The sequence below is a fragment of the Nocardia sp. NPDC058666 genome, assembly GCF_042714895.1.
Classification (GTDB): domain Bacteria; phylum Actinomycetota; class Actinomycetes; order Mycobacteriales; family Mycobacteriaceae; genus Nocardia.
Map to the genome: position 1 here is coordinate 132,911 of NZ_JBHXRY010000006.1, position 22,192 is coordinate 155,102.

25 protein-coding genes and 1 pseudogene are annotated in these 22,192 nt (G+C 65.7%); 13 read left to right on the plus strand and 13 right to left on the minus strand.

What is annotated here, in order from left to right; all coding sequences use genetic code 11:
- Window positions 1–71: 71 nt before the first annotated feature.
- Genes ACFWVD_RS16645 through uraD form a run of 4 tightly spaced genes read right to left on the minus strand, consistent with a single transcriptional unit; the run spans window position 72 to window position 3,137 of the window.
- Window positions 72–1,442, minus strand: a complete 1,371-nt coding sequence (locus ACFWVD_RS16645; protein ID WP_379243553.1) for an 8-oxoguanine deaminase — start codon at window positions 1,440–1,442, stop codon at window positions 72–74.
- Window positions 1,430–2,332 carry a factor-independent urate hydroxylase gene (gene pucL, locus ACFWVD_RS16650; protein ID WP_379243555.1) on the minus strand — a complete coding sequence of 301 codons (903 nt, stop codon included), beginning with the start codon at window positions 2,330–2,332 and terminating at the stop codon, window positions 1,430–1,432. The genes ACFWVD_RS16645 and pucL overlap by 13 nt, the downstream gene beginning before the upstream one ends.
- A 2-nt stretch (window positions 2,333–2,334) precedes the next feature.
- Window positions 2,335–2,652, minus strand: a complete 318-nt coding sequence (gene uraH, locus ACFWVD_RS16655; protein ID WP_379243557.1) for a hydroxyisourate hydrolase — start codon at window positions 2,650–2,652, stop codon at window positions 2,335–2,337.
- Window positions 2,649–3,137 (minus strand): 2-oxo-4-hydroxy-4-carboxy-5-ureidoimidazoline decarboxylase, encoded by a 489-nt coding sequence (gene uraD / locus ACFWVD_RS16660; RefSeq protein ID WP_379243559.1) that lies wholly within the window; start codon window positions 3,135–3,137, stop codon window positions 2,649–2,651. The genes uraH and uraD overlap by 4 nt, the downstream gene beginning before the upstream one ends.
- 126 nt (window positions 3,138–3,263) lie before the next feature.
- Between uraD and ACFWVD_RS16665 the strand changes: the two genes are divergently transcribed.
- Together ACFWVD_RS16665 and ACFWVD_RS16670 are read left to right on the plus strand one after the other, a co-directional pair.
- A complete protein-coding gene (locus ACFWVD_RS16665; protein ID WP_379243561.1) occupies window positions 3,264–3,851 on the plus strand; it encodes an NTP transferase domain-containing protein in 588 nt (195 codons plus the stop codon).
- Window positions 3,852–3,866: 15 nt separating this feature from the next.
- Window positions 3,867–4,886, plus strand: a complete 1,020-nt coding sequence (locus ACFWVD_RS16670) for an XdhC family protein (RefSeq protein WP_379243563.1) — start codon at window positions 3,867–3,869, stop codon at window positions 4,884–4,886.
- Between the two features lie 57 nt (window positions 4,887–4,943).
- Here ACFWVD_RS16670 and ACFWVD_RS16675 read toward each other — a convergent pair whose 3' ends face one another.
- Genes ACFWVD_RS16675 through ACFWVD_RS16690 form a run of 4 tightly spaced genes read right to left on the minus strand, consistent with a single transcriptional unit; the run spans window position 4,944 to window position 8,439 of the window.
- Entirely contained in the window at window positions 4,944–6,008 is a 1,065-nt protein-coding gene (locus ACFWVD_RS16675) for an ABC transporter substrate-binding protein (RefSeq protein ID WP_379243565.1), read from the minus strand.
- Between the two features lie 60 nt (window positions 6,009–6,068).
- The gene (locus tag ACFWVD_RS16680; protein ID WP_379243567.1) at window positions 6,069–6,869 is read right to left on the minus strand and encodes an ABC transporter permease; all 801 of its coding nucleotides are present in this window, start codon (window positions 6,867–6,869) and stop codon (window positions 6,069–6,071) included.
- A complete protein-coding gene (locus ACFWVD_RS16685) occupies window positions 6,866–7,648 on the minus strand; it encodes an ABC transporter permease (protein WP_379243569.1) in 783 nt (260 codons plus the stop codon). Before ACFWVD_RS16685 ends, ACFWVD_RS16680 begins: the two co-directional genes overlap by 4 nt.
- Window positions 7,645–8,439, minus strand: a complete 795-nt coding sequence (locus ACFWVD_RS16690) for an ABC transporter ATP-binding protein (protein WP_379243571.1) — start codon at window positions 8,437–8,439, stop codon at window positions 7,645–7,647. Before ACFWVD_RS16690 ends, ACFWVD_RS16685 begins: the two co-directional genes overlap by 4 nt.
- A gap of 268 nt (window positions 8,440–8,707) precedes the next feature.
- On the opposite strand from ACFWVD_RS16690, the gene ACFWVD_RS16695 reads away from it, so the two are divergent.
- Window positions 8,708–9,724 (plus strand): alpha/beta hydrolase, encoded by a 1,017-nt coding sequence (locus ACFWVD_RS16695; protein ID WP_379243573.1) that lies wholly within the window; start codon window positions 8,708–8,710, stop codon window positions 9,722–9,724.
- Window positions 9,725–9,770: 46 nt separating this feature from the next.
- On the opposite strand, the gene ACFWVD_RS16700 is transcribed toward ACFWVD_RS16695, so the two are convergent.
- The 5 genes from ACFWVD_RS16700 to ACFWVD_RS16720 form a co-directional block, all read right to left on the minus strand.
- The gene (locus ACFWVD_RS16700; protein ID WP_379243575.1) at window positions 9,771–10,430 is read right to left on the minus strand and encodes a TetR/AcrR family transcriptional regulator; all 660 of its coding nucleotides are present in this window, start codon (window positions 10,428–10,430) and stop codon (window positions 9,771–9,773) included.
- 78 nt (window positions 10,431–10,508) lie between these two features.
- Complete coding sequence (locus ACFWVD_RS16705; RefSeq protein ID WP_379243577.1) at window positions 10,509–10,859, minus strand: DUF3349 domain-containing protein; 351 nt, start codon at window positions 10,857–10,859, stop codon at window positions 10,509–10,511.
- A 10-nt stretch (window positions 10,860–10,869) separates the two neighbouring features.
- Window positions 10,870–11,151: a hypothetical protein gene (locus ACFWVD_RS16710; protein ID WP_379243579.1), complete on the minus strand. Its 282-nt coding sequence runs from the start codon at window positions 11,149–11,151 to the stop codon at window positions 10,870–10,872.
- A 12-nt stretch (window positions 11,152–11,163) separates the two neighbouring features.
- On the minus strand, window positions 11,164–12,339 hold the full coding sequence (locus tag ACFWVD_RS16715; RefSeq protein ID WP_379243581.1) for an anion permease: 1,176 nt from the start codon (window positions 12,337–12,339) through the stop codon (window positions 11,164–11,166).
- 72 nt (window positions 12,340–12,411) lie between these two features.
- Window positions 12,412–13,914: an ATP-dependent DNA ligase gene (locus ACFWVD_RS16720; RefSeq protein ID WP_379243583.1), complete on the minus strand. Its 1,503-nt coding sequence runs from the start codon at window positions 13,912–13,914 to the stop codon at window positions 12,412–12,414.
- An 86-nt stretch (window positions 13,915–14,000) separates the two neighbouring features.
- Between ACFWVD_RS16720 and ramB the strand changes: the two genes are divergently transcribed.
- The 10 genes and pseudogenes from ramB to urtD all read left to right on the plus strand — a co-directional run bounded on the left by ramB (window position 14,001) and on the right by urtD (window position 22,188).
- On the plus strand, window positions 14,001–15,407 hold the full coding sequence (ramB, locus tag ACFWVD_RS16725; protein ID WP_379243585.1) for an acetate metabolism transcriptional regulator RamB: 1,407 nt from the start codon (window positions 14,001–14,003) through the stop codon (window positions 15,405–15,407).
- 76 nt (window positions 15,408–15,483) lie between these two features.
- Window positions 15,484–15,780, plus strand: coding sequence for a helix-turn-helix domain-containing protein (locus tag ACFWVD_RS16730; protein ID WP_379243587.1), 297 nt, complete (start codon window positions 15,484–15,486; stop codon window positions 15,778–15,780).
- Window positions 15,780–17,018: a type II toxin-antitoxin system HipA family toxin gene (locus ACFWVD_RS16735; protein ID WP_379243589.1), complete on the plus strand. Its 1,239-nt coding sequence runs from the start codon at window positions 15,780–15,782 to the stop codon at window positions 17,016–17,018. The genes ACFWVD_RS16730 and ACFWVD_RS16735 overlap by 1 nt, the downstream gene beginning before the upstream one ends.
- A 16-nt stretch (window positions 17,019–17,034) precedes the next feature.
- Window positions 17,035–17,208: pseudogene (locus tag ACFWVD_RS16740) on the plus strand (transcriptional regulator); the annotation flags it as partial.
- Window positions 17,209–17,250: 42 nt separating this feature from the next.
- Window positions 17,251–17,508, plus strand: a complete 258-nt coding sequence (locus tag ACFWVD_RS16745; protein WP_379243947.1) for a helix-turn-helix domain-containing protein — start codon at window positions 17,251–17,253, stop codon at window positions 17,506–17,508.
- 24 nt (window positions 17,509–17,532) lie between these two features.
- The gene (locus tag ACFWVD_RS16750; RefSeq protein ID WP_379243949.1) at window positions 17,533–17,832 is read left to right on the plus strand and encodes a nucleotidyltransferase family protein; all 300 of its coding nucleotides are present in this window, start codon (window positions 17,533–17,535) and stop codon (window positions 17,830–17,832) included.
- Window positions 17,833–18,067: 235 nt separating this feature from the next.
- A complete protein-coding gene (gene urtA, locus ACFWVD_RS16755; RefSeq protein WP_379243591.1) occupies window positions 18,068–19,318 on the plus strand; it encodes an urea ABC transporter substrate-binding protein in 1,251 nt (416 codons plus the stop codon).
- 70 nt (window positions 19,319–19,388) lie between these two features.
- Complete coding sequence (gene urtB / locus ACFWVD_RS16760) at window positions 19,389–20,273, plus strand: urea ABC transporter permease subunit UrtB (protein ID WP_379243593.1); 885 nt, start codon at window positions 19,389–19,391, stop codon at window positions 20,271–20,273.
- Window positions 20,270–21,400 (plus strand): urea ABC transporter permease subunit UrtC, encoded by a 1,131-nt coding sequence (gene urtC / locus ACFWVD_RS16765; RefSeq protein WP_379243595.1) that lies wholly within the window; start codon window positions 20,270–20,272, stop codon window positions 21,398–21,400. Before urtB ends, urtC begins: the two co-directional genes overlap by 4 nt.
- A complete protein-coding gene (gene urtD, locus ACFWVD_RS16770) occupies window positions 21,397–22,188 on the plus strand; it encodes an urea ABC transporter ATP-binding protein UrtD (protein ID WP_379243597.1) in 792 nt (263 codons plus the stop codon). The genes urtC and urtD overlap by 4 nt, the downstream gene beginning before the upstream one ends.
- Window positions 22,189–22,192: the final 4 nt, after the last annotated feature.

The window sequence follows — 22,192 nt, forward strand, 5'->3', positions numbered from 1 at the left end:
CGAACCCATCAGCGCCCGCCCGGACCGCGCCGACCCACCGACACCATCAGCACCACCCAGAAAGATCGCGCTCACGCACCGGCCAACAGCGTCGCCTGCGCCTGAGCCACATCGGCACCGACCGCCGCTTCGTCCACGGTCAACACCACATCGTCGCGAACAACCTCGCGCCCGTTCACCAACAGCGCGGCCAACGGCGGCGCCGACCCGAGAACCAACGCCACCACCGGATCCTCGATACCGGCATGCGCGGCGGTATCGACCCGCCACAGCGCCAGATCCGCCAACTTGCCCGGCTCGATCGACCCGATCTCCTCGGCCCGCCCGAGCACCCGAGCTCCACCCATGGTCGCCAACTCCAAAGCGGTCCGCACAGTCATTGCCCGCGGCCCGCCGATCGCCCGCGCGTACAGCAGCGCATTGCGCGGTTCCTCGATCATCGAACTCGACTCGTTGCTGGCCGCACCGTCGACGCCCAGCCCGACCGGCACCCCCGCCGCCACCAGGTCAGCCGTGCGCGCGATCCCCGCCCCCAACCGCCCGTTCGACGTCGGGCAATGCGCGATCCCGGTCCCGGTCCGCGCCATCGCCGCGATCGCCGGATCGTCGAGATGCACGGCGTGCGCGTACCAGACGTCGTCGCCCATCCACCCCAACTGCTCCATGTACTCAGCGGGCGTGCAGCCGAACTTGTCCTGACAGAACTCCTGCTCATCCAGCGTTTCCGCGAGATGCGTATGCAACCGCACCCCCGACGAACGCGCCAGCGCGGCGGACTCGCGCATGAGATCGGCGGTCACCGAGAACGGCGAGCAGGGCGCCAGCGCGATCCGCACCATCGAATCGAACGACGGATCATGCCAGTCCGTAATCGCCGCAGCACTGGCCGCGAGAATGTCGTCGATCGACTCGACCACATTGTCCGGCGGCAACCCACCCTTGCTCTGCCCCAGATCCATCGACCCGCGCGCCGGATGGAACCGCAGCCCGACGTCGGCCGCCGCCCCGATCTCCGCCGCGAGCAGGTCGCCGCCCCCACGCGGGAACAGGTAATGGTGATCCGACGACGTCGTGCAGCCACTGCGCGCCAGCGACACCAGCGCGCCGGTGGCCGCCGTGCGCACCGACTTCTCGTCGATGCGCGCCCACACCGGGTACAGCGTGGTCAGCCATTCGAACAGGGTGTTGTCCGCGGCCAGCCCGCGAGTGATCCACTGGTACAGGTGGTGGTGGGTGTTGACCAGACCCGGCGTGAGCACACACCCGCGCCCGTCGATCCGCGCCACCTCCGGCCCGAACTCCGGCGGCGCACCTTCACCGACCGCGTCGATCCTGTTGCCGCGCACCGTGACCCAGCCGTCGCGGTACTCGGTGCCCGCCGCGTCGACGGTCACCACCGCGCACCCGTGGATCAGCAGATCGGGCGCACTCACGGCTGCCACGCGATCCCCGCACCGGGTGCGTCCGCACGCTCCAGCGTGGCGTGGATCGAACCGTAGGGACGGTCGGCGGCCCAGAACACCTCACCGGCGTTCTCGATCTCGAACTGCGCCAGGTCGTAGTCGAAGTGGTGCTTGTTCGGCGCCGAAAGGCGAATCTCGGCCAGCATCGGAAACCGTTCCAGCACAGCCGTTCCCATCGCGTACAGCGTCTGCTGCAGCGCCTTGGAATAGGTGGTCGCGAACAGTTCCAGCAGCGTGGCGCGGATCCCCGCGTACACCTGATCCCAGTCCACGTCGGTCTCGGCGAACCGCCACTGCACCACCAGCGCGCTGGCCAGCACGCGATCATTGGTCGGGGCCAGGGTGGTGTATTCGTCGGTGAGGAAGTCCGCGAACTCCGAGCCGGTCGACTTCAGCAGCACCAGGTCCTTGATCCCGCCGATCACCCAGGTCCGCTGCTGGTCGCCCTTGCCCGACACGGTCACCGCGGCGGTGCGCACCTCGGGCCCCTGCCGCACCCAGGTGTGATCGTGCTCGCTGCCGTCGATCGAGACCCGCTGCCACCCATAGGAATCCACGTCGATCCGCGCGCTGGACACCGGGTCGACCGTGTCGACGAAGTGCTTCGCAAGCGCCATCGCGTACTCCTCGATGGTGTCCAGACCCGGCTTCTTCGCATACACGAACGCCGTGTGTTTCTGGGTGTCGGTGGGCAGCACGTGACGCTGGTCACCGTCGGTGTAGGCCGCCTCGAAATCGCCGCGCAGGGCGGTGGACACGTTCACGTCGCGGATCTCGTGGCGTGCGTTCTCCTTGTAGAAGCGCACCACCCGGTTCTCGGCCTTGCCGTAGCGGTTATCGGTCAGCACGATCGGACCACTCAGTGCCATGGTCAGCTCCCTCGGTAGGTGGAATAGGCGAACGGCGAAAGCAGCAGTGGCACATGCAGATGCGCCTGCTCACCCACCGTGAAAGTGACACAGACCTCCGGGTAGAAGGTCTCGGTTCCCTGTGCGGCGAAGTAGCTGCCGGTGTCGAAGAACAAACGGTAGTCGCCCGGATTCAGGCCCGCGGCAAGTTCTTTCACGCGGCCGTCGGCGTCGGTGAGCGCCTCGGTGAGCCGGTCCTCGCCGCGAGTCAGCCACACAGCCACCCCCGCGGCGGGCACCCCACTCACGGCGTCGAGAACATGCGTACTCAGGCTGGTCATGCCACCACCTGCGCCAGTCGCAACGCGTTGATCTTCGCCAATTCGGTTCGCATGACGTGCCTTTCGGTCGACGGGTCGTTGTCCAGGCGCGCGCGCAACACCGCCAGCAGCTCCTCGCCGCTGCGCCCGGCCGCACAGACCAGGTAGATGTGCCCGAACTTCGCCTCGTAGTCCAGGTTGCCCTGCGCTAGCCCGGCGCGCACGTCATCGCCTGCGACACCCGCTTGCTCGCGGGCCGAGGCCGCCGAGGTCGGCCGGTCGCCGATGCGCGGATGCCCGGCCAACGCCTGGTCGATGTCGGCGTCGTCCAGAGCCTCCAACGCCGCATCGGCCGCCTCCAGCAGCGATTCCGTGCTCGCATACGGGCGCGCGGCCGCGACCGCCCGTGCCCAGCGTGGCGCGGAGCAACAGGCAAGCAACGCCTGTTCGGCAGCGTCGGCGGGCAGATTGTTGAAGCCCGCCAGGCCGATCCCTTCGCTTGTCATCGGACCAGCATCGCGCGATCCCCGCCCTGTCGCCACCGATGTGCAATCCATCACGTCGGCGTGTCGTCGTCGCCGAGCCGCCCTGCCGTAATCGACCCGCAACATAACGTCATTACCTTCGCTCACATGCCCTCAGCCGACCCCGCCGCGCACTCCTCGTGCACGGGCTTCGTCCTCGCGGCCGGTGCCGGAACGCGCTACGGCAAACCCAAGGCACTCGCCGAGAACGGCGCCTGGTTGCGCTCGGCGATCACCGCCCTGCGCGACGGTGGTTGCGATCGGGTGATCGTGTTGCTCGGCGCGACCGGACCCGATCCGACCGCGGTCGCCCTACCCGCCGACACCGAGTGGTTGTGGGTCGCGGACTGGGCGACCGGACTGTCCGCGACGGTGCGCGCCGCACTGCACGCGGCGAACTCGCGCTACGTGGCGTTCCTGCCCGTCGATATCCCCGATATCGGACCCGATGTCGTCGCCCGCGTGCTCGCCGCGGCCCGCACGAGCCAGAGCGGACTCGCACGTGCTGTGTTCTCCGACACACCTGGGCATCCCGTTGTGATCGAGAACAAGCACTGGGAAGCCATTTCGGAGTTATGCGCAGGCGATATGGGGGCCAGTTCCTATTTGTCCGGTCGACAGGATATGGTGTGCGTCACGTGCGACGACTTGGCGGCAGGGAACGATCGCGATTTCCCAGAGGTCGGCGCACGATGATCGGAGATTTGAGATATGCGCGATATCGTTGATGACCTTCTGAGAGTGTGGCATTCGGGCCGCACGGGCGGCCTGGCCACCGTGGTCCGCACCATCGGTACCAATTCCCTGCCCATCGGCTCGTCGATGCTGGTGACCCCCAATGGTGGTGTCTTCGGATCCATCGCCTCGGGTCGACTGGAAGAGACCGTCTACGAGGCGGCGCTGGAAGCGGGCCGCACCGGCATCCGGCAACTGCGTCGCTACAGCATGCTCACCGGCCTGGAATCCAGCGCCGACGACGGCACGCTGGTCGACATTTTCGTCGAGCCGTTCTCCTGCCGCGATTTCCCCGAATTCCCCACCATCGCCGCCGACATTCAGGCCCATCGCCGGGTCACCGTGTTCACCGTGGTGTGGAATCAGGACCCCGACGTCATCGGCCAGCATTTGGTCACCGATCGCAAGCACGCCACCGAGCTTGTCGCGCTGCCCGAATCGGACCTGTTCGTCGCCTCGTACTGCCCGCCGCCGCGCCTGATCATCTTCGGCGCCAACGCCTACGCGGCCACCCTGGTGGCGCAGGCGCGGATGATCGGCTACCGGGTCAGCATCTGCGATTCGCGCCCCGAATTCGCCGATCCGAACTCGTTCCCCGGCGCCGAAGTGGTCGTGGACTGGCCGCACCGCTACCTCAACACCCTCGCCGCCGCCGGCGAGATCGACAGCACCACCGCGATCGTGGTGCTGGCCAACGAGCCGCGCTTCGAGATCCCGCTGCTCACCGTGGCATTGCGCCAGCCCGAGCTGGGTTACCTTGCGGCGCTTGGCACTCCCGCCGACCAGGCACGTCGCCTGGACGACCTGCGTGCGGGTGGTTTCGACGAAGCGACCCTGTCGCGCATCCACGTGCCCGCCGGCCTGGAATCGGGTCCGCGCACACCGGCCGAGACCGCGGTGTTCATCACCGCCGATTTCCTCGCCTCGCGCGCGGGCCTGCGCCTTGCGGCCCACCGCGACTACGGCTCTCCTGCCGCGGTAGGTATGGCGATTTAGGCGATGTGAATTGCCGAAGCCGGCGTCGCGAAGTTCGCGACGCCGGCTTCTGTGTTCCTACTTCAGGCCCGGGTTCTCGGCGTAGACCTCACGCAGGATCGACAGGTCGAACAGCTGCTCGGCCTTGATGTCGATCTTGGCGGTGCGCAGCGCGGCGATGTTCTGCTCGATCAGCGCGTCGGACATCGACAGCAGACCGTCGGACTTGGTCCCCGCGGACACGACCAGGTCGTTCTGCGCGGTGGCCTCCAGGGTCTGCTCGGCCACATCCAGTTTCAGGTCCTTGCCGTAGACCTCCACGGCCAGGCGCGCGGACTCCGCCGGGCTGGCGACAGCGTCCTTCCAGCCCTTGATCTCCGCGATCAGGAATGCCTTGAGCTTGTCGCGCTCGTTGTCGATGGTGTTCTGGCTGACGGTCAGCGTCTCGGCCACCAGCGGCAGGCCGTAGTCGGCGAACAGGAAGTTCGTGTTGGCGAAGCCCTTGGCGGCCAGGGTGATCGGCTCGTTGGTCACGTAGCTGACCCAGCCGTCGACCTCGCCGTTGGCCAGCGGAGTCGGATCGAACTGCGCGGGCACCACGGTCACGTCGCCGGGGTTGATGCCGTTGGCGGCCAGCAGCGCGCTGAAGATCAACTGGTTGGTGTCCTGCACGCCGATCTTGCGGCCCTTCATGTCCGCGGGCGTGCGGATCGGCTTGCCCGCGGAGCTGACGATGGAGAACGGGTTCTTCTGGAAGGTCGCGCCGACGATCTTGGCGGGCAGGCCCTCGAGCACGGCGGGGGCGGTGGTCTGCGGGGCGGAATAGCCCAGCCAGATCTTGCCGGTGTCCAGGCCGGCTTCCACCGAGGTCGAGGCCGCACCACCCGCGACGAGGTCTACCGCACCGAATCCCGCATCCTTGAAATAGCCCTTCGAATCCGCGAAATACTCACCCGCGAATTCGATGTTCTTGATCCAGGACAACTGGATAGCGACCTTGCCGTATTTCGAGCCGTCGTCGGTCGAACCGTTCGAGGAGGTACCCGAACCACCGCCGCAGGCGGCGAGCAATCCGGCGCCGCCGAGTGCGGCGCCGGTCAGTGCGGAATAGCGGAGAAAGGAACGACGGTCGATATTGTTCATAGCGCGAATGTAGATTCGCAAAGTTTCGTTCTCTTTGCGTCCCGGTTCCGCTGGTATTCCCTACGCTCCCGCTTTCGGCCCGAATCGGGCGAGCACCAGGTTCTCGATCACGCCCACGATCGCGTACAGCAGCACCGACACCACCGTGACGACCACGATCGATGCCCACAGCCGGTTGTACTGGAACATCGGAATGGCGCGCACCAGACTCGCGCCCAATCCTGTTCCGCTGCCGAGCCATTCACCCAGGAGCGCGCCGATCAGCGCACCCGGCACCGAGACCCTGGCCGCGGCGAACACCGACGGCAGTGCGGCGGGGATCGCGACCATCCGCAGCCTGGTCCATCGCGATCCGCCATAGGCGGTCACCAGTTCCATTGCCTGCCTTGGTGCTTCACGCAGTCCGGTCATGATCATCACCAGGGCGGGGAAGAACACCACGATCGCCGTCAGCACGGTCACGCCCGCGGTGCCACGTCCGAAGACCAGCACGACAATGGGACTCAGCGCCACCAACGGCACCGAGCGCAGCAGCATCGCCACCGGCATAAACGTCTGTTGCACAGCGGAATACAGCACGAACAGCGCCGCGACACCGAGCGCGCCGACCATGCCGACCAGGAAACCGGACGCCGCGTCACCGAGCGTGATCGCCAGGTCGTCGAAGATCGCCTGCCGCGCGTTGGGCGCACCGGCGGAGGTCACCAAGTAGGTCCATACGTCCGATGGCGTCTTGCCCACCCGCGGCCCGATCTGCGGGAACATGCGAAGAAACAGCGTCCAAATGACAAGAAGGAGGATCAGCGAAGTCGCCAGCGGCAGCAGGAAACGGCCGATCCGGCGCAGAACTGTGGTTGTCATCGTCCCTCTTCCGCGGTCGCCGTCCACGGCGTGACCAGTCGTGCGATACCCGCCACCAGCAGGTAACCCAACCCCGCCAGCGCCGCGGCGGCCAGCGCCATCCCCCAGGTGCGCGGCACGTTGTACGCGGTTTGCGCGGCGGTCAACGCGACGCCGATGCCGCTGTCGACACCGCCGAGATACTCACCGATGATCGCGCCGAGCACCGCCGACGGTGCGGCGATCTTCAGCGCCGCGAACGTATTCGGCAGTGCCGCAATGGCTTGCACCCGGTACAGCTGCTGCCAGCGCCCACCGCCGTACGCCCGGACCAGATCCAGACTCGCCGGATCGGCCGAACGCAACCCGCTCACCGCACCGACCATCGTGGTGAAGAAGCAGTACATCGCGGCCAGGAACACCGTCGGGGTGCGCCCGCCGAAAACCACCAGAATGATCGGGCCCAGCGCCACCAGCGGGGTGCAGTAGCTCAGGATCGCCAGCTGGGTGGCCAGCGGTTCGATGCGCGGCACCAGCATGATCAGCGCCGCGATCCCGATCGCCAGCACGTTCCCCCACAGGAAGCCCTGCAGCGCGCCCATGGCGGTGACCTGGAAGTTCGGTCCGTACAGCCCCCATCCGTCCGACCACATGGTGGACAGCACGACCCACGGTGTGGGAATCGTCCCGCCCGCAACTCCGGCGGCAGCCAGCCCCCACCACAGCGCGATCAACGCCACGATGCCCAGCGCCCCCGCAACCCGGCCCATCCCGATACGCCCGGCTATAGCCGTACTCATGCCACCCCACCCCGCCCGAACAGCAGTTCAGAAAGGTAATCGCAGAGCTTGTGGAATTCCGGCGTCCGCATCATCTCGGGCGTGCGCGGCCGCGGCAGGTCGATCTCGACCAGTTCCAGCACCCGCCCCGGTCGCGGACTCATCACCGCGACCACATCGGACAGGAACACGGCTTCGCCGATGCCGTGCGTGACCATCAGCGTCGTGGCGGGCTTCTCGGTCCAGATCCGCAGCAGTTCCAGATTCAGCCGCTGCCTGGTCATGTCGTCGAGAGCACCGAAGGGTTCGTCCAGCAGCAGCACCGACGGCTGCACCACCAGCGCCCGCGCGATCGAAACCCGTTGCCGCATACCGCCGGACAACTGCGCGGGCTTGGCCTTCTCGAACCCTTCCAACCCCACCAACGCGATCAGTTCCGCGATCCGCTCGGGTTCCGCCGACAGTCCCGCCACCTGCAACGGCAGGGCGATATTGGATTCCACACTGCGCCACGGCAGCAGTGCCGAATCCTGGAACGCGATTCCCAACTGATGGCCGCCGCGCAATTGTTCGGGGGTCATGCCGTTGATCCGCGCGGTGCCCGCGGTGGGATCGTCGAGGCCGGCCAGAATCCGCAGCACCGTGGATTTACCGCAGCCCGAGGGGCCCAGCAGTGACAGGAATGCGCCGTGCGAAGTATGCAGGTCGACCGAGTCGAGTGCGTTGACGGTGGTGCGGCCGACCTTGAACGTCTTGCTCAAACCGCTGATCTCGATCCCGGTGGTCACGCTACCGGGGATTTCCTTACCCATGCTCGTCACCATAAGAGCGGCCGGTTGCGGGGGCATTTCCTGATCGCGGCTTGTATTGCGCTGCCGTTAACCGACACGCCAGCAAACTTCCAGCGTGCTCGAGGTCACCGTAGAAAGTTGAATCAGTAACGATTCTGTCTCGTGAGAGGACATAGACTATCGGAGGATCTGACAGCCCATTGGGGGTCGAGCACATATGCTGCTCGACGACCGGGGAAGCACTGCGATGACGTGCCCGACAGGGCCGTGGACTGGGACCGACTTTTCGATGAAGCTTTCTGCACTACGTACCGTGGCCGGGCTGCGTACCACCGCCATGGCTCTGACCGCCGCGTTGTCGGTGGCCGTTGTCGCCGGTGGCGCTGCGTCCGCCGCACCTGAGAAGGCCTCGGCCGTGTCGTCCATCGTCAAAGACGGACGCGTGTGGCACCTGAAGGTGTACTCGGCGGCGATGAAGCAGGACATCACCATCGACGTGCAGCGTCCCGTGGACGAGTCCAAGCCCGCCCCCAACTTCTACATGCTCAACGGTCTCGACGGCGGCGAAGGCTCCGCGAGCTGGGCCGCGCAGACCCAGGCGCTGGAATTCCTCGCCGACAAGCAGGTCAACGTGATCCAGCCGATCGGCGGCCGCGGCAGCTACTACGCCGACTGGAAGCAGGCCGACCCCAAGCTGGGCCTGAACAAGTGGAGCACCTTCTTCACCCAGGAGCTCCCGTCGCTGCTGGACGGCGCCCTGAACTCCACCGGCCTGAACTCGCTGGCCGGCCTGTCCACCTCGGGCACCTCGGTGCTGCAGCTGGCCGAGGCCAAGCCGGGTCTGTTCAAGTCCGTGGCCGCCTACAGTGGCTGCGCGCAGATCGCCGACCCGCTGGGCAAGCAGGCCGTGAAGTTCTCCGTGGAGACCTGGGCCGGCGGCAAGACCGTGAACATGTACGGCCCGGACAACGATCCGGCGTGGGTCGAGAACGACCCGGTCATCAACGCCGAGAAGCTGCGTGGCACCAACCTCTACATCTCCAGCGGTAGCGGCATGCCCACCAACGCCGACGCCGCGTACTACCTCAACGGTTCGCCCGGCCCGATGGGCGTGATCAACCTGGGTCTCGGCATCGGCATCGAGGCCGCCACCAACGCGTGCAGCCAGAACCTGAAGGCCAAGCTGGACTCGCTGGGCATCCCCGCGACCTACCAGTTCACCCCGATGGGCACGCACTACTGGCCCTACTGGGAGCAGGCACTGCACGAGTCGTGGCCGCTGCTGGCCGCAGGCATGGGCATCTGATTTTCCCCTGAAACGGGAGGCATCCGCACTGGATGCCTCCCGTTTTCTATGTGGGGACGATCGCGGTGCGCACGGTGAGTCCGGACCGAATGAAGTAGGCGATCTCGTCGCAGATCTCGTCGACCGAGATCGCGTCACCGGGCACCGTGGCGTGCACCATTTCCTGCGCCAGCGAATTCACCGCGCCGATCACCGCCAGCCCGAACAGGTGCAGGCTGCGCGATTCCGCTTCGCCGCGTTCCGCCGCACGCTGGGCTTCACGAGTCAGCAGCGTGGAAATGGACCGCCGTTGCGCGCGCCGCCACTCCTCCACCACCGGACTCACACCGACGACTTCGACATAGAAAACGCGCGCGGCCCGGCGATCCCGACAGGTCACCGCGAGAAACGCACGGAAACTTTCCACCACGCGCACCACCAGTGGTTGTTCGCTGGTGCGTTCCAATGCTTCGTCCAGGCGTCGCAGTGCCGCGGCGTTCAATCGGTCCACCAGTGCGATCAGTAATGCCTCACGGCTACCGATGTCTTCGTAGAAACTGCGTGTGGACACATTCGCGGTGGCACACAGTCGTTCGATCGAGGTCGACGAATATCCCTGGGTGCCGAATAGTTCCAGGGCCGCGTCGGTCAATCTGTTGCGGCGTAGCGCTACTCGCTGCTGGCGCGACAATCCACCGTAACTACGACCACTATCGGTTACATCCACACGCCGAACCACGGATGCATGCTAGCGCGCATTTCCCGCACAGCCAGGCGATTCGCCATTGTCGAAAAAGGTTGCGGTTCAATTCTGTTCGGCGGTGGGCTCGGTATCGTCCAGCGGTTCGGCCAGCGGCCAACCACCGGCGGCCAGATGCGAAGCCACCCGTGACACGTCCGCGGCCGCGGGTTGTTGCTTGGCGAAATCGGCGATGGCGGCGGAAATGTCTGCCTCGCTGATCTTTTCGCCTTCACGGCTGGCCTCGGCCAATCGCTCGCCGATCACCACCACCTCGTAATCGGTGAGGTGTCGGTGCAACACCGCGAACAACGCGACGTAGTCCGATTGCGGAATGCCCTGCGGATATCCCGCGCGCAACCAGCCCAGCACCCGGGTGAGCAGGGTGGGGCGTACCGGGGGTGTGGGGTCGGTCATCGGTCCTCGCTCACTGTTGGCCGAACAGGTGGATTCCGAACTGATGGGCGATGAAAGCCTTTGCGGTGAACAGGATTCCGGACACCACCACGGCGATGATCAAGATCATGCACAGCACCGCGCCGCTCAGTGCCACGTAGTTGCGCTTCACCTGCCCGTGCGCGTCGACGGTCTCGGCGTGCGCCCACCAGCGCACCGCGAAGGCGAACACCATCGGCACGCCCGCGCCCAGGATCAGCGCGGCAATCAGTACGTCCCACAGTTCGCGCAGATTCAGCCACAGTGTGTGCATCCGGTCCGCCTCCTAGCCTGTCTTGTTCTGATCATCGGTGTGCTCCGGTTCGACCGATTCCCATTCCTCGTTCACATTGTGATGGCCCACGATGTCGCGCCGGGACCGCAACCAGATGGCCAGCGCGCCGAAGATCAGCACCGCGAACACCACGAGCACACCGGGCAGCCCGCCGATCAGATGCGCCACCGCCCAGCAGATCGCGCCGACGATGCCCGCCGCGGGCAGGGTCAACATCCAGGCCACCGCCATCCGCCCCATCACCGGCCACCGCACCTCCGCGCCCTTGCCCAGGCCCGTGCCCAGGATCGCGCCGGTCGCGGTCTGCGTGGTCGACAGCGGCAGCCCGAAATGGGCCGAGGTCAAGATGATCGCCGCCGACGTCGATTCCGCGGCCAACCCCTGCGGCGACTCGATCTCGACCAGCCCCTTGCCGAGGGTGCGAATGATCCGCCACCCGCCCAGATAGGTGCCAAGGGCGATCGCGAACGCACAGCTGGCCATCACCCACAGCGGCATGTGATCGGTGGATTCGATCGAGCCGTAGGCCACCAATGCCAGGAAGATCACGCCCATGGTCTTCTGCGCGTCGTTGGTGCCGTGCGCGAGCGAGACCAGCGAAGCCGACCCGATCTGACCCCAGCGGAAGCCCTCGTCGGTCTTGTCCCGGCTGACCCCGCGGGTGATCCGATAGACCAGGAAGGTGCCGATCGCGGCGACCAGCGCGGCCACCACCGGCGCGAGCACGGCGGGCAGCACGATCTTGACCAGCACCCCGTCGGTGCCCGCCACCCAGATCACCCCGCTCCAGCCCAGCGCGGCGATCGTCGCGCCGATCAGACCGCCGAACAGCGCGTGCGAGGAACTCGACGGCAGGCCCAGCAGCCAGGTGAACAGGTTCCACAGGATGCCGCCGACGAGTCCGGCGAACACGATCACCAGCAGGTCCTGCCCGTGCACTTCGTCCAGTCGCACGATGCCTTTGGCAACCGTGGCCGCCACGGCGACCGACAGAAACGCGCCGACCAGGTTCAACGCACCCGAGATGGCCACCGCCGTCTTCGGCTTCAACGCACCGGTGGCGATCGAGGTCGCCATGGCGTTGGCCGTGTCGTGGAAGCCGTTGGTGAAGTCGAAGACCAGAGCGGTGACGATGACGATCAACAGGACCACTAGTTCGGCGCTCACCCGAACAGTGTGTCGTATACCCGCGTCGGATCGGCGCACTGTTGCGGGAAAGTCGCCGAACCCGGTGCGACCTCAGCCCAACGCGCGCACGGCCTCGATCGTGTCGGCCTGCGCGGGCTCCTTGTCGGGGCGATATCGGACCACTCTGGCGAAGCGCAGCGCGACGCCGCCGGGATATCGGGTGCTGGTCTGGATGCCGTCGAGCGCGATCTCGACGACGAGGTCGGGGCGCAGGTACACGGTGTGGTTGTCGCGGTGGGTTTCGTGGAGCGGGAATTGTTCGGTCTGCCAGCGCAGTAGTTCGTCGGTGAGGCCCTTGAAGGTTTTGCCGACCATCACCGGTTCGCCGGTGTCCGGATCGAGAGCGGCCAGATGCAGGTTCGACAGGAAGCCGGTGCGGCGGCCCGAACCCCATTCCGCGCCGATCACCAGCAGGTCGAGGGTGTGTGCGGGTTTGATCTTCTGCCAGGCCTTGCCGCGTCGACCGGCGGCGTAGGGGGCGTCAAGGGACTTGACCATGATGCCTTCGTTGCCCACCGCGAGTGCATCGTCGTAGGCCTCGGCGGCCTCCTCTGGTGTCGGCGCGAGCAGGGCGGGGATGCTGTGTTCGCCTGCTACCTGCGCCAACGCGGTGCGGCGCACGCGCAGTGGTTCGTCGATGAGGTCGGTGCCGTTCAGGTGCAGGCAGTCGAAGAAGTAGGGGTGCAGTTGTCGCGGGTCGCCGATGGTGGCGAAGCGGCTCATCGTTTCCTGGAACGGGCGGGGGCGGCCCGCGTCGGTGAGCGCCAGGGTCTCACCGTCGAGGACAACGCTTGTGCAGTCGAGGCTTTTGACCAGCTCTACCAGTTCGGGGACGCCTTCGGTGATGTCGCGCAGGGTTCGGGTGAACACCCAGACCTGGTCGCCGTCGCGGTGCACTTGGATGCGGGCGCCGTCGAGTTTGTGTTCGACACTGACCTGCGAGCCCAATTCGGTCAGTGCCTGGTCGAGTGAGCCGCCGGGTGAAGCGAGCATCGGGGCGATCGGACGGCCTACTTCGAGGCGGAAGGCTTGCAGCGCTTGTTCGCCGCCCGCGAGTGCGGCGATCGCGGTGGCGGGGAGTTGGCCCGAGAGCATGTGGGCGCGGCGGACCACGTCGACGGGGATGCCGGTGGATTGCGCGAGGGCGTCCACGACGATCGCGGTGAGCGCGCCCTGCCGGAGTTCGCCGGTGAGCAGGCGGATCAGGAAGTGCTGTTCGTCCTGGGTGGCGGCGGTGAACAGAGCAGTCAGCAGTTCGCGACGTTTCAGGGTCGAGCCCTTGCCGTTCAGCCCGACGAACTGCGAGAAGATGTCGTCCACCTCGCCGACCGTCAGGCTCGCGACGCTGCTGGGCGGGGTATCCAGCCCGGTCACCGTGCGCCAACCGGCGCCGATCCGGCCCTGCACCAACTCACCGGACAGCCACGCCACCACCGTCCCGATCTCCGCCGGTCCCGTAGCCGCGAAAAGTTCGGCCAGCGCGGCGGTTTTCGCCTTGCGCGACCGGGTGGCTCGCACGGCCTCGGAGGCGTGCACGACATCGCTGAACAGCACCTGTCGACCCTAACGCGGGGGTGTGACAAGTCCGTGGTGTTAAGCATTGCTTGGCAAGGTTGCGAAACCGCCCCTAAACTGGACATATGGCCAAAACCTATGTCGGGGCGCGCCTGCGTCAGCTGCGCACCGAACGTGGGCTGAGCCAGGTGGCGCTGGCGCAGAAACTGGAGATCTCCGCCAGTTACCTCAACCAGATCGAACACGACGTGCGACCGCTGACCGTGCCGGTGCTCACCCGCATCAACGAAGTCTTCGGCGTCGACCCCACCTTCTTCTCCGCCCAGGACGACACCCGGCTGATCGCCGAGCTGTCCGAAGTCGTGATGGACGCCGAACTGGGCATCGAGGCCGACACCCAGCAGATCGCCGACATGGTCTCCGCGCATCCGTCGATGGCGCGCGCGCTGGTGGTCATGCACAACCGGTACCGCAACACCAGCGCCCAGCTGGCCGCCGCGACCGAGGACCGGTTCGCCGACGGTTCCGGCAGTGCCGCGATCAGCAAACCGCACGAGGAAGTGCGCGACTACTTCTATCAGCGCCAGAACTACATCCACGAATTGGACACCGCCGCAGAGGAACTCACCGCACGCATCCGCTTCCACGGCGGCGAGGTGAGCACCGAGATCGTGCGACTGTTGCGTTCACACGGTGTCCGGATCAGCGAGCGGATCGACCTGGGCGAAGGGGTGCTGCACAATTTCGACCCCGACACCAAGCAGCTCGAGATCTCCCCGCACCTGTCCGGCGGCCAACGCACCTTCAAACTCGCCGCCGAACTCGCCTACCTCGAATGCGACACCCTGCTCGAAAAGCTGGTCGACGAAGGCAATTTCGCGTCCGAGTCGTCACGCAAGCTCGCCATGCTCGGCTTGGCCAACTACTTTGCCGCCGCAATGGTGTTGCCCTACACACACTTTCACGAGGTGGCCGAGAACTTCCGCTACGACATCGAACGTCTGTCGGCCTTCTTCTCGCAGAGTTTCGAAACCATCTGCCACCGCCTGTCCACCCTGCAACGCCCCACCCTGCGCGGCGTCCCCTTCTCCTTCGTCCGCGTGGACCGCGCGGGCAACATGTCGAAACGCCAGTCCGCCACCGGTTTCCACTTCTCCGCCAGCGGCGGCACCTGCCCCCTGTGGAACGTCTACGAAACCTTCGCCTACCCCGGCAAGATCATGACCCAGATCGCCCAGATGCCCGACGGCCGCAAATACCTCTGGGTAGCCCGCACCGTAGAACGCCGCGCCACCCGCTACGGCCAACCCGGCAAAACCTTCGCCATCGGCCTCGGCTGCGAACTACGCCACGCCGCCCGCGTCATCTACGCCGACGGCATAGACCTCGGCGAAGCCACCGCCACCCCCATCGGCGCGGGCTGCCGAGTCTGCGTCCGCTCCAACTGCCCCCAACGAGCCTTCCCACCCCTGGGCAAAGCCCTCGACATCAGCGAACACCGCAGCTCGGTCTCCCCCTACCTCATCAAATAGCCTCGCTTCAATGGAGCGTATCTGCTCCATAGGAGCCTATAATGATTCATATACGCGCCATTATCAGGAGCTGCCAGTGAAGCGACGAACCCCCGCGCGGGTCACCCGAGCGGCACGCGACATCGGCGAACACCTGGTCACGTGGCGAAAACTTCTCGGCCTCACCGCCGAGCAGGTCTCCGAACGGGCAGGCGTCGCCAGATCCACCTACCGGCGCCTCGAACAGGGCGAACTGGGGGTCTCGATGGATACCTATCTCAACGTGCTGCGCGCACTGGGACAACTCGACAACGTCGTCACCGCCATCGACCCGTACGAGACCGATCTAGGCCGCGCTCGCGCAGACCAGCAGCTCCCGAAGCGAGTGCGCTGATGCCAGACGAGCTGATCGTCTCCGTCGATATCAACGGCCGGACCATCCAGGCAGGCACCGCCTACTTCACCCACCGAGGCAGCCTCGCCACCTCGTTCCAATACAGCTCCGACTACCTTCGGATGCCGGGAGCCTACGAACTCGACCCCGCGCTGCCTCTGTATCAAGGACAGCACCACGTGTCCGGTCTGCCCGGTGCGTTCGCTGACTGTGCACCTGACCGGTGGGGGCAGAACCTTGTCAAGCGACGCCTCCAGATACTGGATCAGGCGAACAAGTCGATGCCCCGCGCGCTCACACCCGTCGACTTCTTGGTGGGTGTCAGCGACCTCACCCGCCAAGGGGCACTCCGCTTCGCCGAGCCGAATACCGACGAGTTCCTGAATCCTGACGCCACTGTCCCGAAATTGATCGAATTGCCCTCGCTACTCAGGGCTTCGGACCACATCGCTCGAGATGATGCCGACTTCAGCGACCTAAAAATTCTGCTCGCCGCCGGAACAGCGACTTTGGGTGGTGCCCGCCCGAAAGCGTCGGTTCGCGACGAGGACCGATTGTGTATCGCCAAGTTTCCACATCACGCCGATTCCTGGGATGTCATGGCCTGGGAGAAAACCGCTCTCGACCTCGCCGAGGCAGCGGGCATCACGACCCCCGCTCGCACTCTGCGCCGGATCGACGGCCGAGGAGTGCTCATCCTCGACCGTTTCGATCGGGTACACGGACAGCGACTCGGCTACATCAGCGCCATGACCATGCTGCAAGCACGCGACGGGCAGGGCCACGACTATCTCGACCTCGCCGAGACAATTCCTGAACACAGCGCACAGCCGAACTCGGACCTACGCGCCCTGTGGCGCCGTATCGCCTTCAGCGTCGCCATCCACAACACCGACGACCACCTCCGCAATCATGGCTTCATCCGCCATGCGGGCGGGTGGCACCTTGCCCCGGTCTTCGACGTGAACCCGAACCCTGAGATCGCCGAGCACCGAACAACTTCCATCGCCGGGGTAACCGCGTGCACCGACGAGCCAGAAGCACTGATGGCAGCTGCGGATGCTTTCGGACTTACAGACGACGCTGCAGCCACGGTGCTCCGTCAAATACTGGCAGCGACAGCAAACTGGGCAGATGTCGCCGCAACGAACGGCATCTCGCCCAGCGAGCGTAAGCGTTTCGCCCCAGCGTTCGAGGAACTGCACTCCACCATGGAGAGACGCTCGCGCCCCCGCTGACCGACGCCTTCGCGCAGTAGCCACCACACTCGCCCAGGTGCCCGACGGCCGCATGTACCTCTGGGTAGCCCGCACCGTAGAACGCCGCGCCACCCGCTACGGCCAACGCCCCCAACGAGCCTTCCCACCCCTGGGTAAAGCCCTCGACATCAGCGAACACCGCAGCTCGGTCTCGCCGTACCTCATCAAACAAGGTCGCTCCCATGCTGCATCCTCCGATGTCATCGAGGGCATGGAAACCGTCGTCGACCTGCGACTTGCCGCCGGCCTCACGCAGGCCGAGTCGGCGGCGCGATCCGGGGTAGCGCGATCGGTGATCGCCGCCTACGAAGCCGGAACACGACGACCGTCTCCGATGATGCTGACCCGACTACGGGCCGTCGCTCGGCCACGGCCATCGGGCGTCGTCGCCAAACACCGCGACCAGATCATCGCGCTCGCCTCCCGTCACAAAGCCCATCGAGTTCGCATCTTCGGATCCACCTCCTGAGGCGAGGACGTATCCGGAAGCGACATAGATCTTCTGGTTCGTTTCGACTCCGATGCCGACCTGTTCGACACGGCCGATCTGGTCTTCGAGCTGGAAGAATTAACCGGCCTCCATGTCGACGTTGTTTCCGAAGGCGGTCTACCTGACGGCCCCCACCCCCAGAGACGAGGCCGAGCCGCTGTGAGTCGCCGTGCCGTAAGCACGCGGACGATCAGAACCTCCGACTGGCCGCTGAGGCGGTGCTGCACCTGCTGGGCGAGTCGGTTGCACGGTTGCCCGATGACTTCCTCGCCGACCTCGACTCCGCAGACTGAGCCCGAGTAGTCGACGCTGCGGGCTCCGTCGCCCGCGAGTTCGCCCCCTCCTTTGAACAATTCACACGGACGAAACAGACGAAACGGGCGTGTGATCGGGAGACATTCTGGGGCAACATCTTCGGTTTAGGGTTCGGCTCACGAATACAGCCGCTGTATACAACTCGGTGTACGCCCAGGCAGCGGTGGTGTTCGTGGTGGCGCGTGTGGCGCGCCGTCGTTACACCTGATGAGGAGAACGCCCCATGTCTGAAACCCGTTTGGTCAAGGCACTTTCGGTGTCTGCCGCGGTGGCCGTCGCCGGCCTGCTACTCACCGGCTGTGGTGCGCGCGACGACGCGTCGACCGGTTCGACCGCCGCGTCGTGTGTCGACACCACCAAGGACACCATCAAGGTGGGCTCGCTGCACTCGCTGTCGGGCACCATGGCCATTTCCGAAGTGACCGTGGCCAATTCGACCAAGCTGGCCATCGACCAGATCAACGCCGCGGGCGGGGTCAACGGCAAGAAGATCGAGATCGTGCTCGAAGACGGCGCCTCGGACCCGAAGACCTTCGCCGAGAAGGCGGAGAAGCTGATCAGCTCCGACTGTGTCGCAGCGGTTTTCGGTGGTTGGACCTCGTCGAGCCGTAAGGCGATGAAGCCGAAGTTCGAGAGCCTGAACTCGCTGCTGTACTACCCGGTGCAGTACGAGGGCCTGGAAGATTCCAAGAACATCTTCTACACCGGTGCCACCACCAACCAGCAGATCATTCCGGCGCTGGACTACCTGAAGCAGAAGGGCATCACGTCCCTGTACCTGGTGGGTTCGGACTACGTGTTCCCGCAGACCGCCAACCGCGAGATCAAGGCCTACGCGGCGGCCAACGGCATCGAGATCAAGGGCGAGGACTACACCCCGCTGGGCTCGACCGACTTCTCCACCATCATCAACAAGGTGCGTGCCGCCAAGGCGGGCGCGGTGTTCAACACCCTCAACGGTGACTCCAACGTCGCCTTCTTCCGCGAGTACACCAACGCGGGCCTGAAAGCCGCTGAGATGCCGGTGGTTTCGGTGTCGATCGCCGAGGAGGAGGTCGCGGGTATCGGCGCGCAGAACATCGCGGGCCAGCTGACCGCCTGGAACTACTACCAGACTGTGGACTCCCCGGCGAACAAGAAGTTCGTCGCCGACTACAAGGCCGCCTTCGGCGCCGACAAGCCCACCTCGGACCCGATGGAAGCCGCGTACGCCTCGGTGTACCTGTGGAAGAACACGGTCGAGAAGGCGAAGTCGTTCGCCGTGGCCGACATTCAGGCCGCCGCCGACGGCGTGAGCTTCGACGCCCCGGAGGGCACCGTCACCATCGACGGTTCCAACCACCACATCACCAAGACCGCCCGCATCGGTGAGATCCGCCCCGACGGCCTGATCTACACCGTCTGGGATTCCGGCAAGGCCATCACCCCTGACCCGTACCTGAAGTCCTACGAGTGGGCCAAGGGCCTCAAGTAAGTCGCCCAACAGGTGTGGGACGCGCACCGACCGCGTCCCACACCGCCCCATTTCCAAGGAGTCCACTGCAATGGACGTGCTGATCAGTCAGCTCTTCACCGGGCTGAGTCTGGGATCCATTCTTCTGCTCGCCGCGCTCGGCCTCTCTCTGACCTTCGGTCAGATGGGCGTGATCAACATGGCGCACGGCGAATTCATCATGGCCGGTTGCTACACCACTTATGTTGTGCAGCAAGTTTTCTCGTCGGCCGGAGTTTCACTGGTCGTGTCGCTGCTGATGGGCTTTCTCATCGGTGGCCTGCTCGGCGCCGCCCTGGAAATGGGGCTCATCCGCTACATGTACGACCGTCCGCTCGACACGCTGCTGGTCACCTTCGGTGTCGGCCTCGTGCTGCAGCAGGCCGCGCGCGACATCTTCGGCGCACCCGCCAAGAACGTGCTCGTGCCCGAATGGCTCAGTGGCGGAATCACTATCGCGGGTGCGGTGGTGCCCAAGACCCGCATCTTCATCCTGGTGCTGGCGATCGTCGCGGTGACCGCACTGGCCGCCGTGCTCAAGACCACCCCGATGGGCCGCCGGATTCGTGCCGTCGTGCAGAACCGCGGACTGGCCGAAACCAGCGGTATTTCCAGCCGTTTCACCGATATCAGCACCTTCTTCATCGGCTCCGGACTCGCCGGTGTCGCCGGTGTGGCGCTCACCCTGATCGGCTCGACCAGCCCCACCATCGGCCAGAGCTATCTGATCGACGCGTTCCTGGTCGTCGTGATCGGCGGCCTGGGCCAGATCAAGGGCACGGTGATCGCGGCGTTCGCGCTCGGCCTGCTCAACTCGTTCATCGAATACTCCACCACCGCGTCCATCGCGAAGGTGATCGTGTTCGTGCTGATCGTCATCTTCCTGCAGGTCCGCCCGCAGGGCCTGTTCACCGTGCGGACGAGGAGCCTGGCATGACCGCACTCACCGAACGTCTCCGCGCCTACCCGCGCGCCACTCCCCTTGCTGGTTTCGCGGTCGCCGCGATTCTGCTGTTCGCTGTCGCCCCAGCGGTTTTGAGCGACTTCCGCTTGAACCTGCTCGCCAAGTTCCTGTGCTTCGCCATCGTGGCCGCCGGCATCGGCTTGGCATGGGGCCGTGGCGGAATGCTCACCCTGGGCCAGGGCGTGTTCTTCGGCATCGGCGCCTACATCATGGCCATGCACATGCAACTCGCCGACGCCGCACGCCTGGGCAACGACGTCCCCGAGTTCATGGAAATCTCCGGCATCAGCGAACTTCCGACCTTCTGGCAGCCGTTCAGTTCCGCGCCGGTCGCGATCCTGGGCATCCTGGTGCTGCCCGCCCTGGTCGCCGCCGTGCTCGGCTACGGCGTGTTCAAGCGTCGGGTGCGCGGCGCCTACTTCGCCATCCTGAGCCAGGCGTTGGCCGCGGCGCTGGCGATCCTGCTCACCGGTCAGCAGGCCATCGGCGGCTTCACCGGCCTGTCGGACTTCCGCGCGTTCTTCGGCTTCAAGCTGTCGGACCCGGCCAACCGCCAGATGCTGTTCTTCATCACCGCGGGCGCACTGCTCGTGGTGGTGGCGCTGATCCGTCAGCTCAACCGCAGCCGCTACGGCGAACTGCTGGTCGCGGTGCGTGACGCGGAGGAACGCGTGCGTTTCCTCGGCTACGACCCGGCCAATATCAAGATCGTCGCGTACGTGGTGGCGGCGTTCCTGGCCGGTATCGCCGGTGCGCTGTTCACCCCGATCGTGGGCATCATCTCCCCCGCCGACATCGGCGTCATCCCGTCGATCGCCTTCCTGATCGGCGTGGCCATCGGCGGCCGCACCACCCTGCTCGGCCCGATCCTGGGCGCGATCGGCGTGGCCTGGGCGCAGACGTCGCTGTCGGAGCAGTTCCCGTCGGGCTGGACCTACATGCAGGGCATCCTGTTCATCGTGGTCGTCGGCTTCATCCCCGCCGGTCTGGCCGGGCTGTGGCCGATGTTCAAGGGCTGGCTCGACAGCCGCAAGAAGCTGCCGCCCGCACCGGAAGAACCCACCGCCGACGTCACCCTGGAGAAGGTGGAAGCGCGATGACCCACGAACCCAAAGCCGGCGGCAACGCGGGAATGGACAGCGACTACCTCGAAATCCGTGGCCTGACAGTCAGTTTCGACGGCTTCAAGGCGGTCACCGATGTCGACCTCACTGTGCTGCAGGGTGACCTGCGGTTCCTGATCGGCCCGAACGGCGCGGGCAAGACCACGCTGATCGACGCCATCACCGGCCTGGTCCCGGCCACCGGTTCGGCGCAGAAGCAGGGTGTGGAACTGCTGGGCAAGAAGGTGCACCAGATCGCCCGCCTGGGCATCGGACGCACCTTCCAGACGGCCAGCGTGTTCGAACAGCTGACGGTGCTGCAGAACCTGGATATCGCTGCGGGAGCGGGACGTTCGGCGCTTTCGCTGCTTCGCACGCGCAAGTCGGTGCTGCCGAGCATCGAAGAGGCTTTGGAGACAACAGGTCTCACCGCACTGCGCGACAAGCCCGCAGGCGTCCTCGCGCACGGGCAGAAGCAGTGGCTCGAAATCGGGATGCTGCTGGTCCAGAACGCCTCGGTGCTGCTGCTCGACGAACCTGTCGCCGGCATGAGCGCCGAAGAACGCGAAGAGACCGGAAACTTGTTGCGCCGCATCGGTGGTGACCGCGTGGTGATCGTGGTGGAGCACGACATGGACTTCATGCGCTCGTTCGCCACCTCGGTCACCGTCCTCGCGGGCGGCAAGGTGCTCAGCGAGGGCAGCGTCGAACAGGTGCAGGCCGATCCGAAGGTGCAAGAGGTCTACCTCGGTACCGCGAATCTCGTTGCGCTAGAAAAGGAGTAGTCCG

Excerpts from the sequence above, each read along its gene's own strand:
- pucL (WP_379243555.1), bottom strand. The coding sequence starts at position 2,332 with ATGGCACTGAGTGGTCCGATCGTGCTGACCGATAACCGCTACGGCAAG.
- uraH (WP_379243557.1), bottom strand. The coding sequence starts at position 2,652 with ATGACCAGCCTGAGTACGCATGTTCTCGACGCCGTGAGTGGGGTGCCC.
- uraD (WP_379243559.1), bottom strand. The coding sequence starts at position 3,137 with ATGACAAGCGAAGGGATCGGCCTGGCGGGCTTCAACAATCTGCCCGCC.
- ACFWVD_RS16665 (WP_379243561.1), top strand. The coding sequence starts at position 3,264 with ATGCCCTCAGCCGACCCCGCCGCGCACTCCTCGTGCACGGGCTTCGTC.
- ACFWVD_RS16670 (WP_379243563.1), top strand. The coding sequence starts at position 3,867 with ATGCGCGATATCGTTGATGACCTTCTGAGAGTGTGGCATTCGGGCCGC.
- ACFWVD_RS16675 (WP_379243565.1), bottom strand. The coding sequence starts at position 6,008 with ATGAACAATATCGACCGTCGTTCCTTTCTCCGCTATTCCGCACTGACC.
- ACFWVD_RS16680 (WP_379243567.1), bottom strand. The coding sequence starts at position 6,869 with ATGACAACCACAGTTCTGCGCCGGATCGGCCGTTTCCTGCTGCCGCTG.
- ACFWVD_RS16685 (WP_379243569.1), bottom strand. The coding sequence starts at position 7,648 with ATGAGTACGGCTATAGCCGGGCGTATCGGGATGGGCCGGGTTGCGGGG.
- ACFWVD_RS16690 (WP_379243571.1), bottom strand. The coding sequence starts at position 8,439 with ATGGGTAAGGAAATCCCCGGTAGCGTGACCACCGGGATCGAGATCAGC.
- ACFWVD_RS16695 (WP_379243573.1), top strand. The coding sequence starts at position 8,708 with ATGAAGCTTTCTGCACTACGTACCGTGGCCGGGCTGCGTACCACCGCC.
- ACFWVD_RS16705 (WP_379243577.1), bottom strand. The coding sequence starts at position 10,859 with ATGACCGACCCCACACCCCCGGTACGCCCCACCCTGCTCACCCGGGTG.
- ACFWVD_RS16710 (WP_379243579.1), bottom strand. The coding sequence starts at position 11,151 with ATGCACACACTGTGGCTGAATCTGCGCGAACTGTGGGACGTACTGATT.
- ramB (WP_379243585.1), top strand. The coding sequence starts at position 14,001 with ATGGCCAAAACCTATGTCGGGGCGCGCCTGCGTCAGCTGCGCACCGAA.
- ACFWVD_RS16735 (WP_379243589.1), top strand. The coding sequence starts at position 15,780 with ATGCCAGACGAGCTGATCGTCTCCGTCGATATCAACGGCCGGACCATC.
- ACFWVD_RS16745 (WP_379243947.1), top strand. The coding sequence starts at position 17,251 with ATGGAAACCGTCGTCGACCTGCGACTTGCCGCCGGCCTCACGCAGGCC.
- urtA (WP_379243591.1), top strand. The coding sequence starts at position 18,068 with ATGTCTGAAACCCGTTTGGTCAAGGCACTTTCGGTGTCTGCCGCGGTG.
- urtB (WP_379243593.1), top strand. The coding sequence starts at position 19,389 with ATGGACGTGCTGATCAGTCAGCTCTTCACCGGGCTGAGTCTGGGATCC.
- urtC (WP_379243595.1), top strand. The coding sequence starts at position 20,270 with ATGACCGCACTCACCGAACGTCTCCGCGCCTACCCGCGCGCCACTCCC.
- urtD (WP_379243597.1), top strand. The coding sequence starts at position 21,397 with ATGACCCACGAACCCAAAGCCGGCGGCAACGCGGGAATGGACAGCGAC.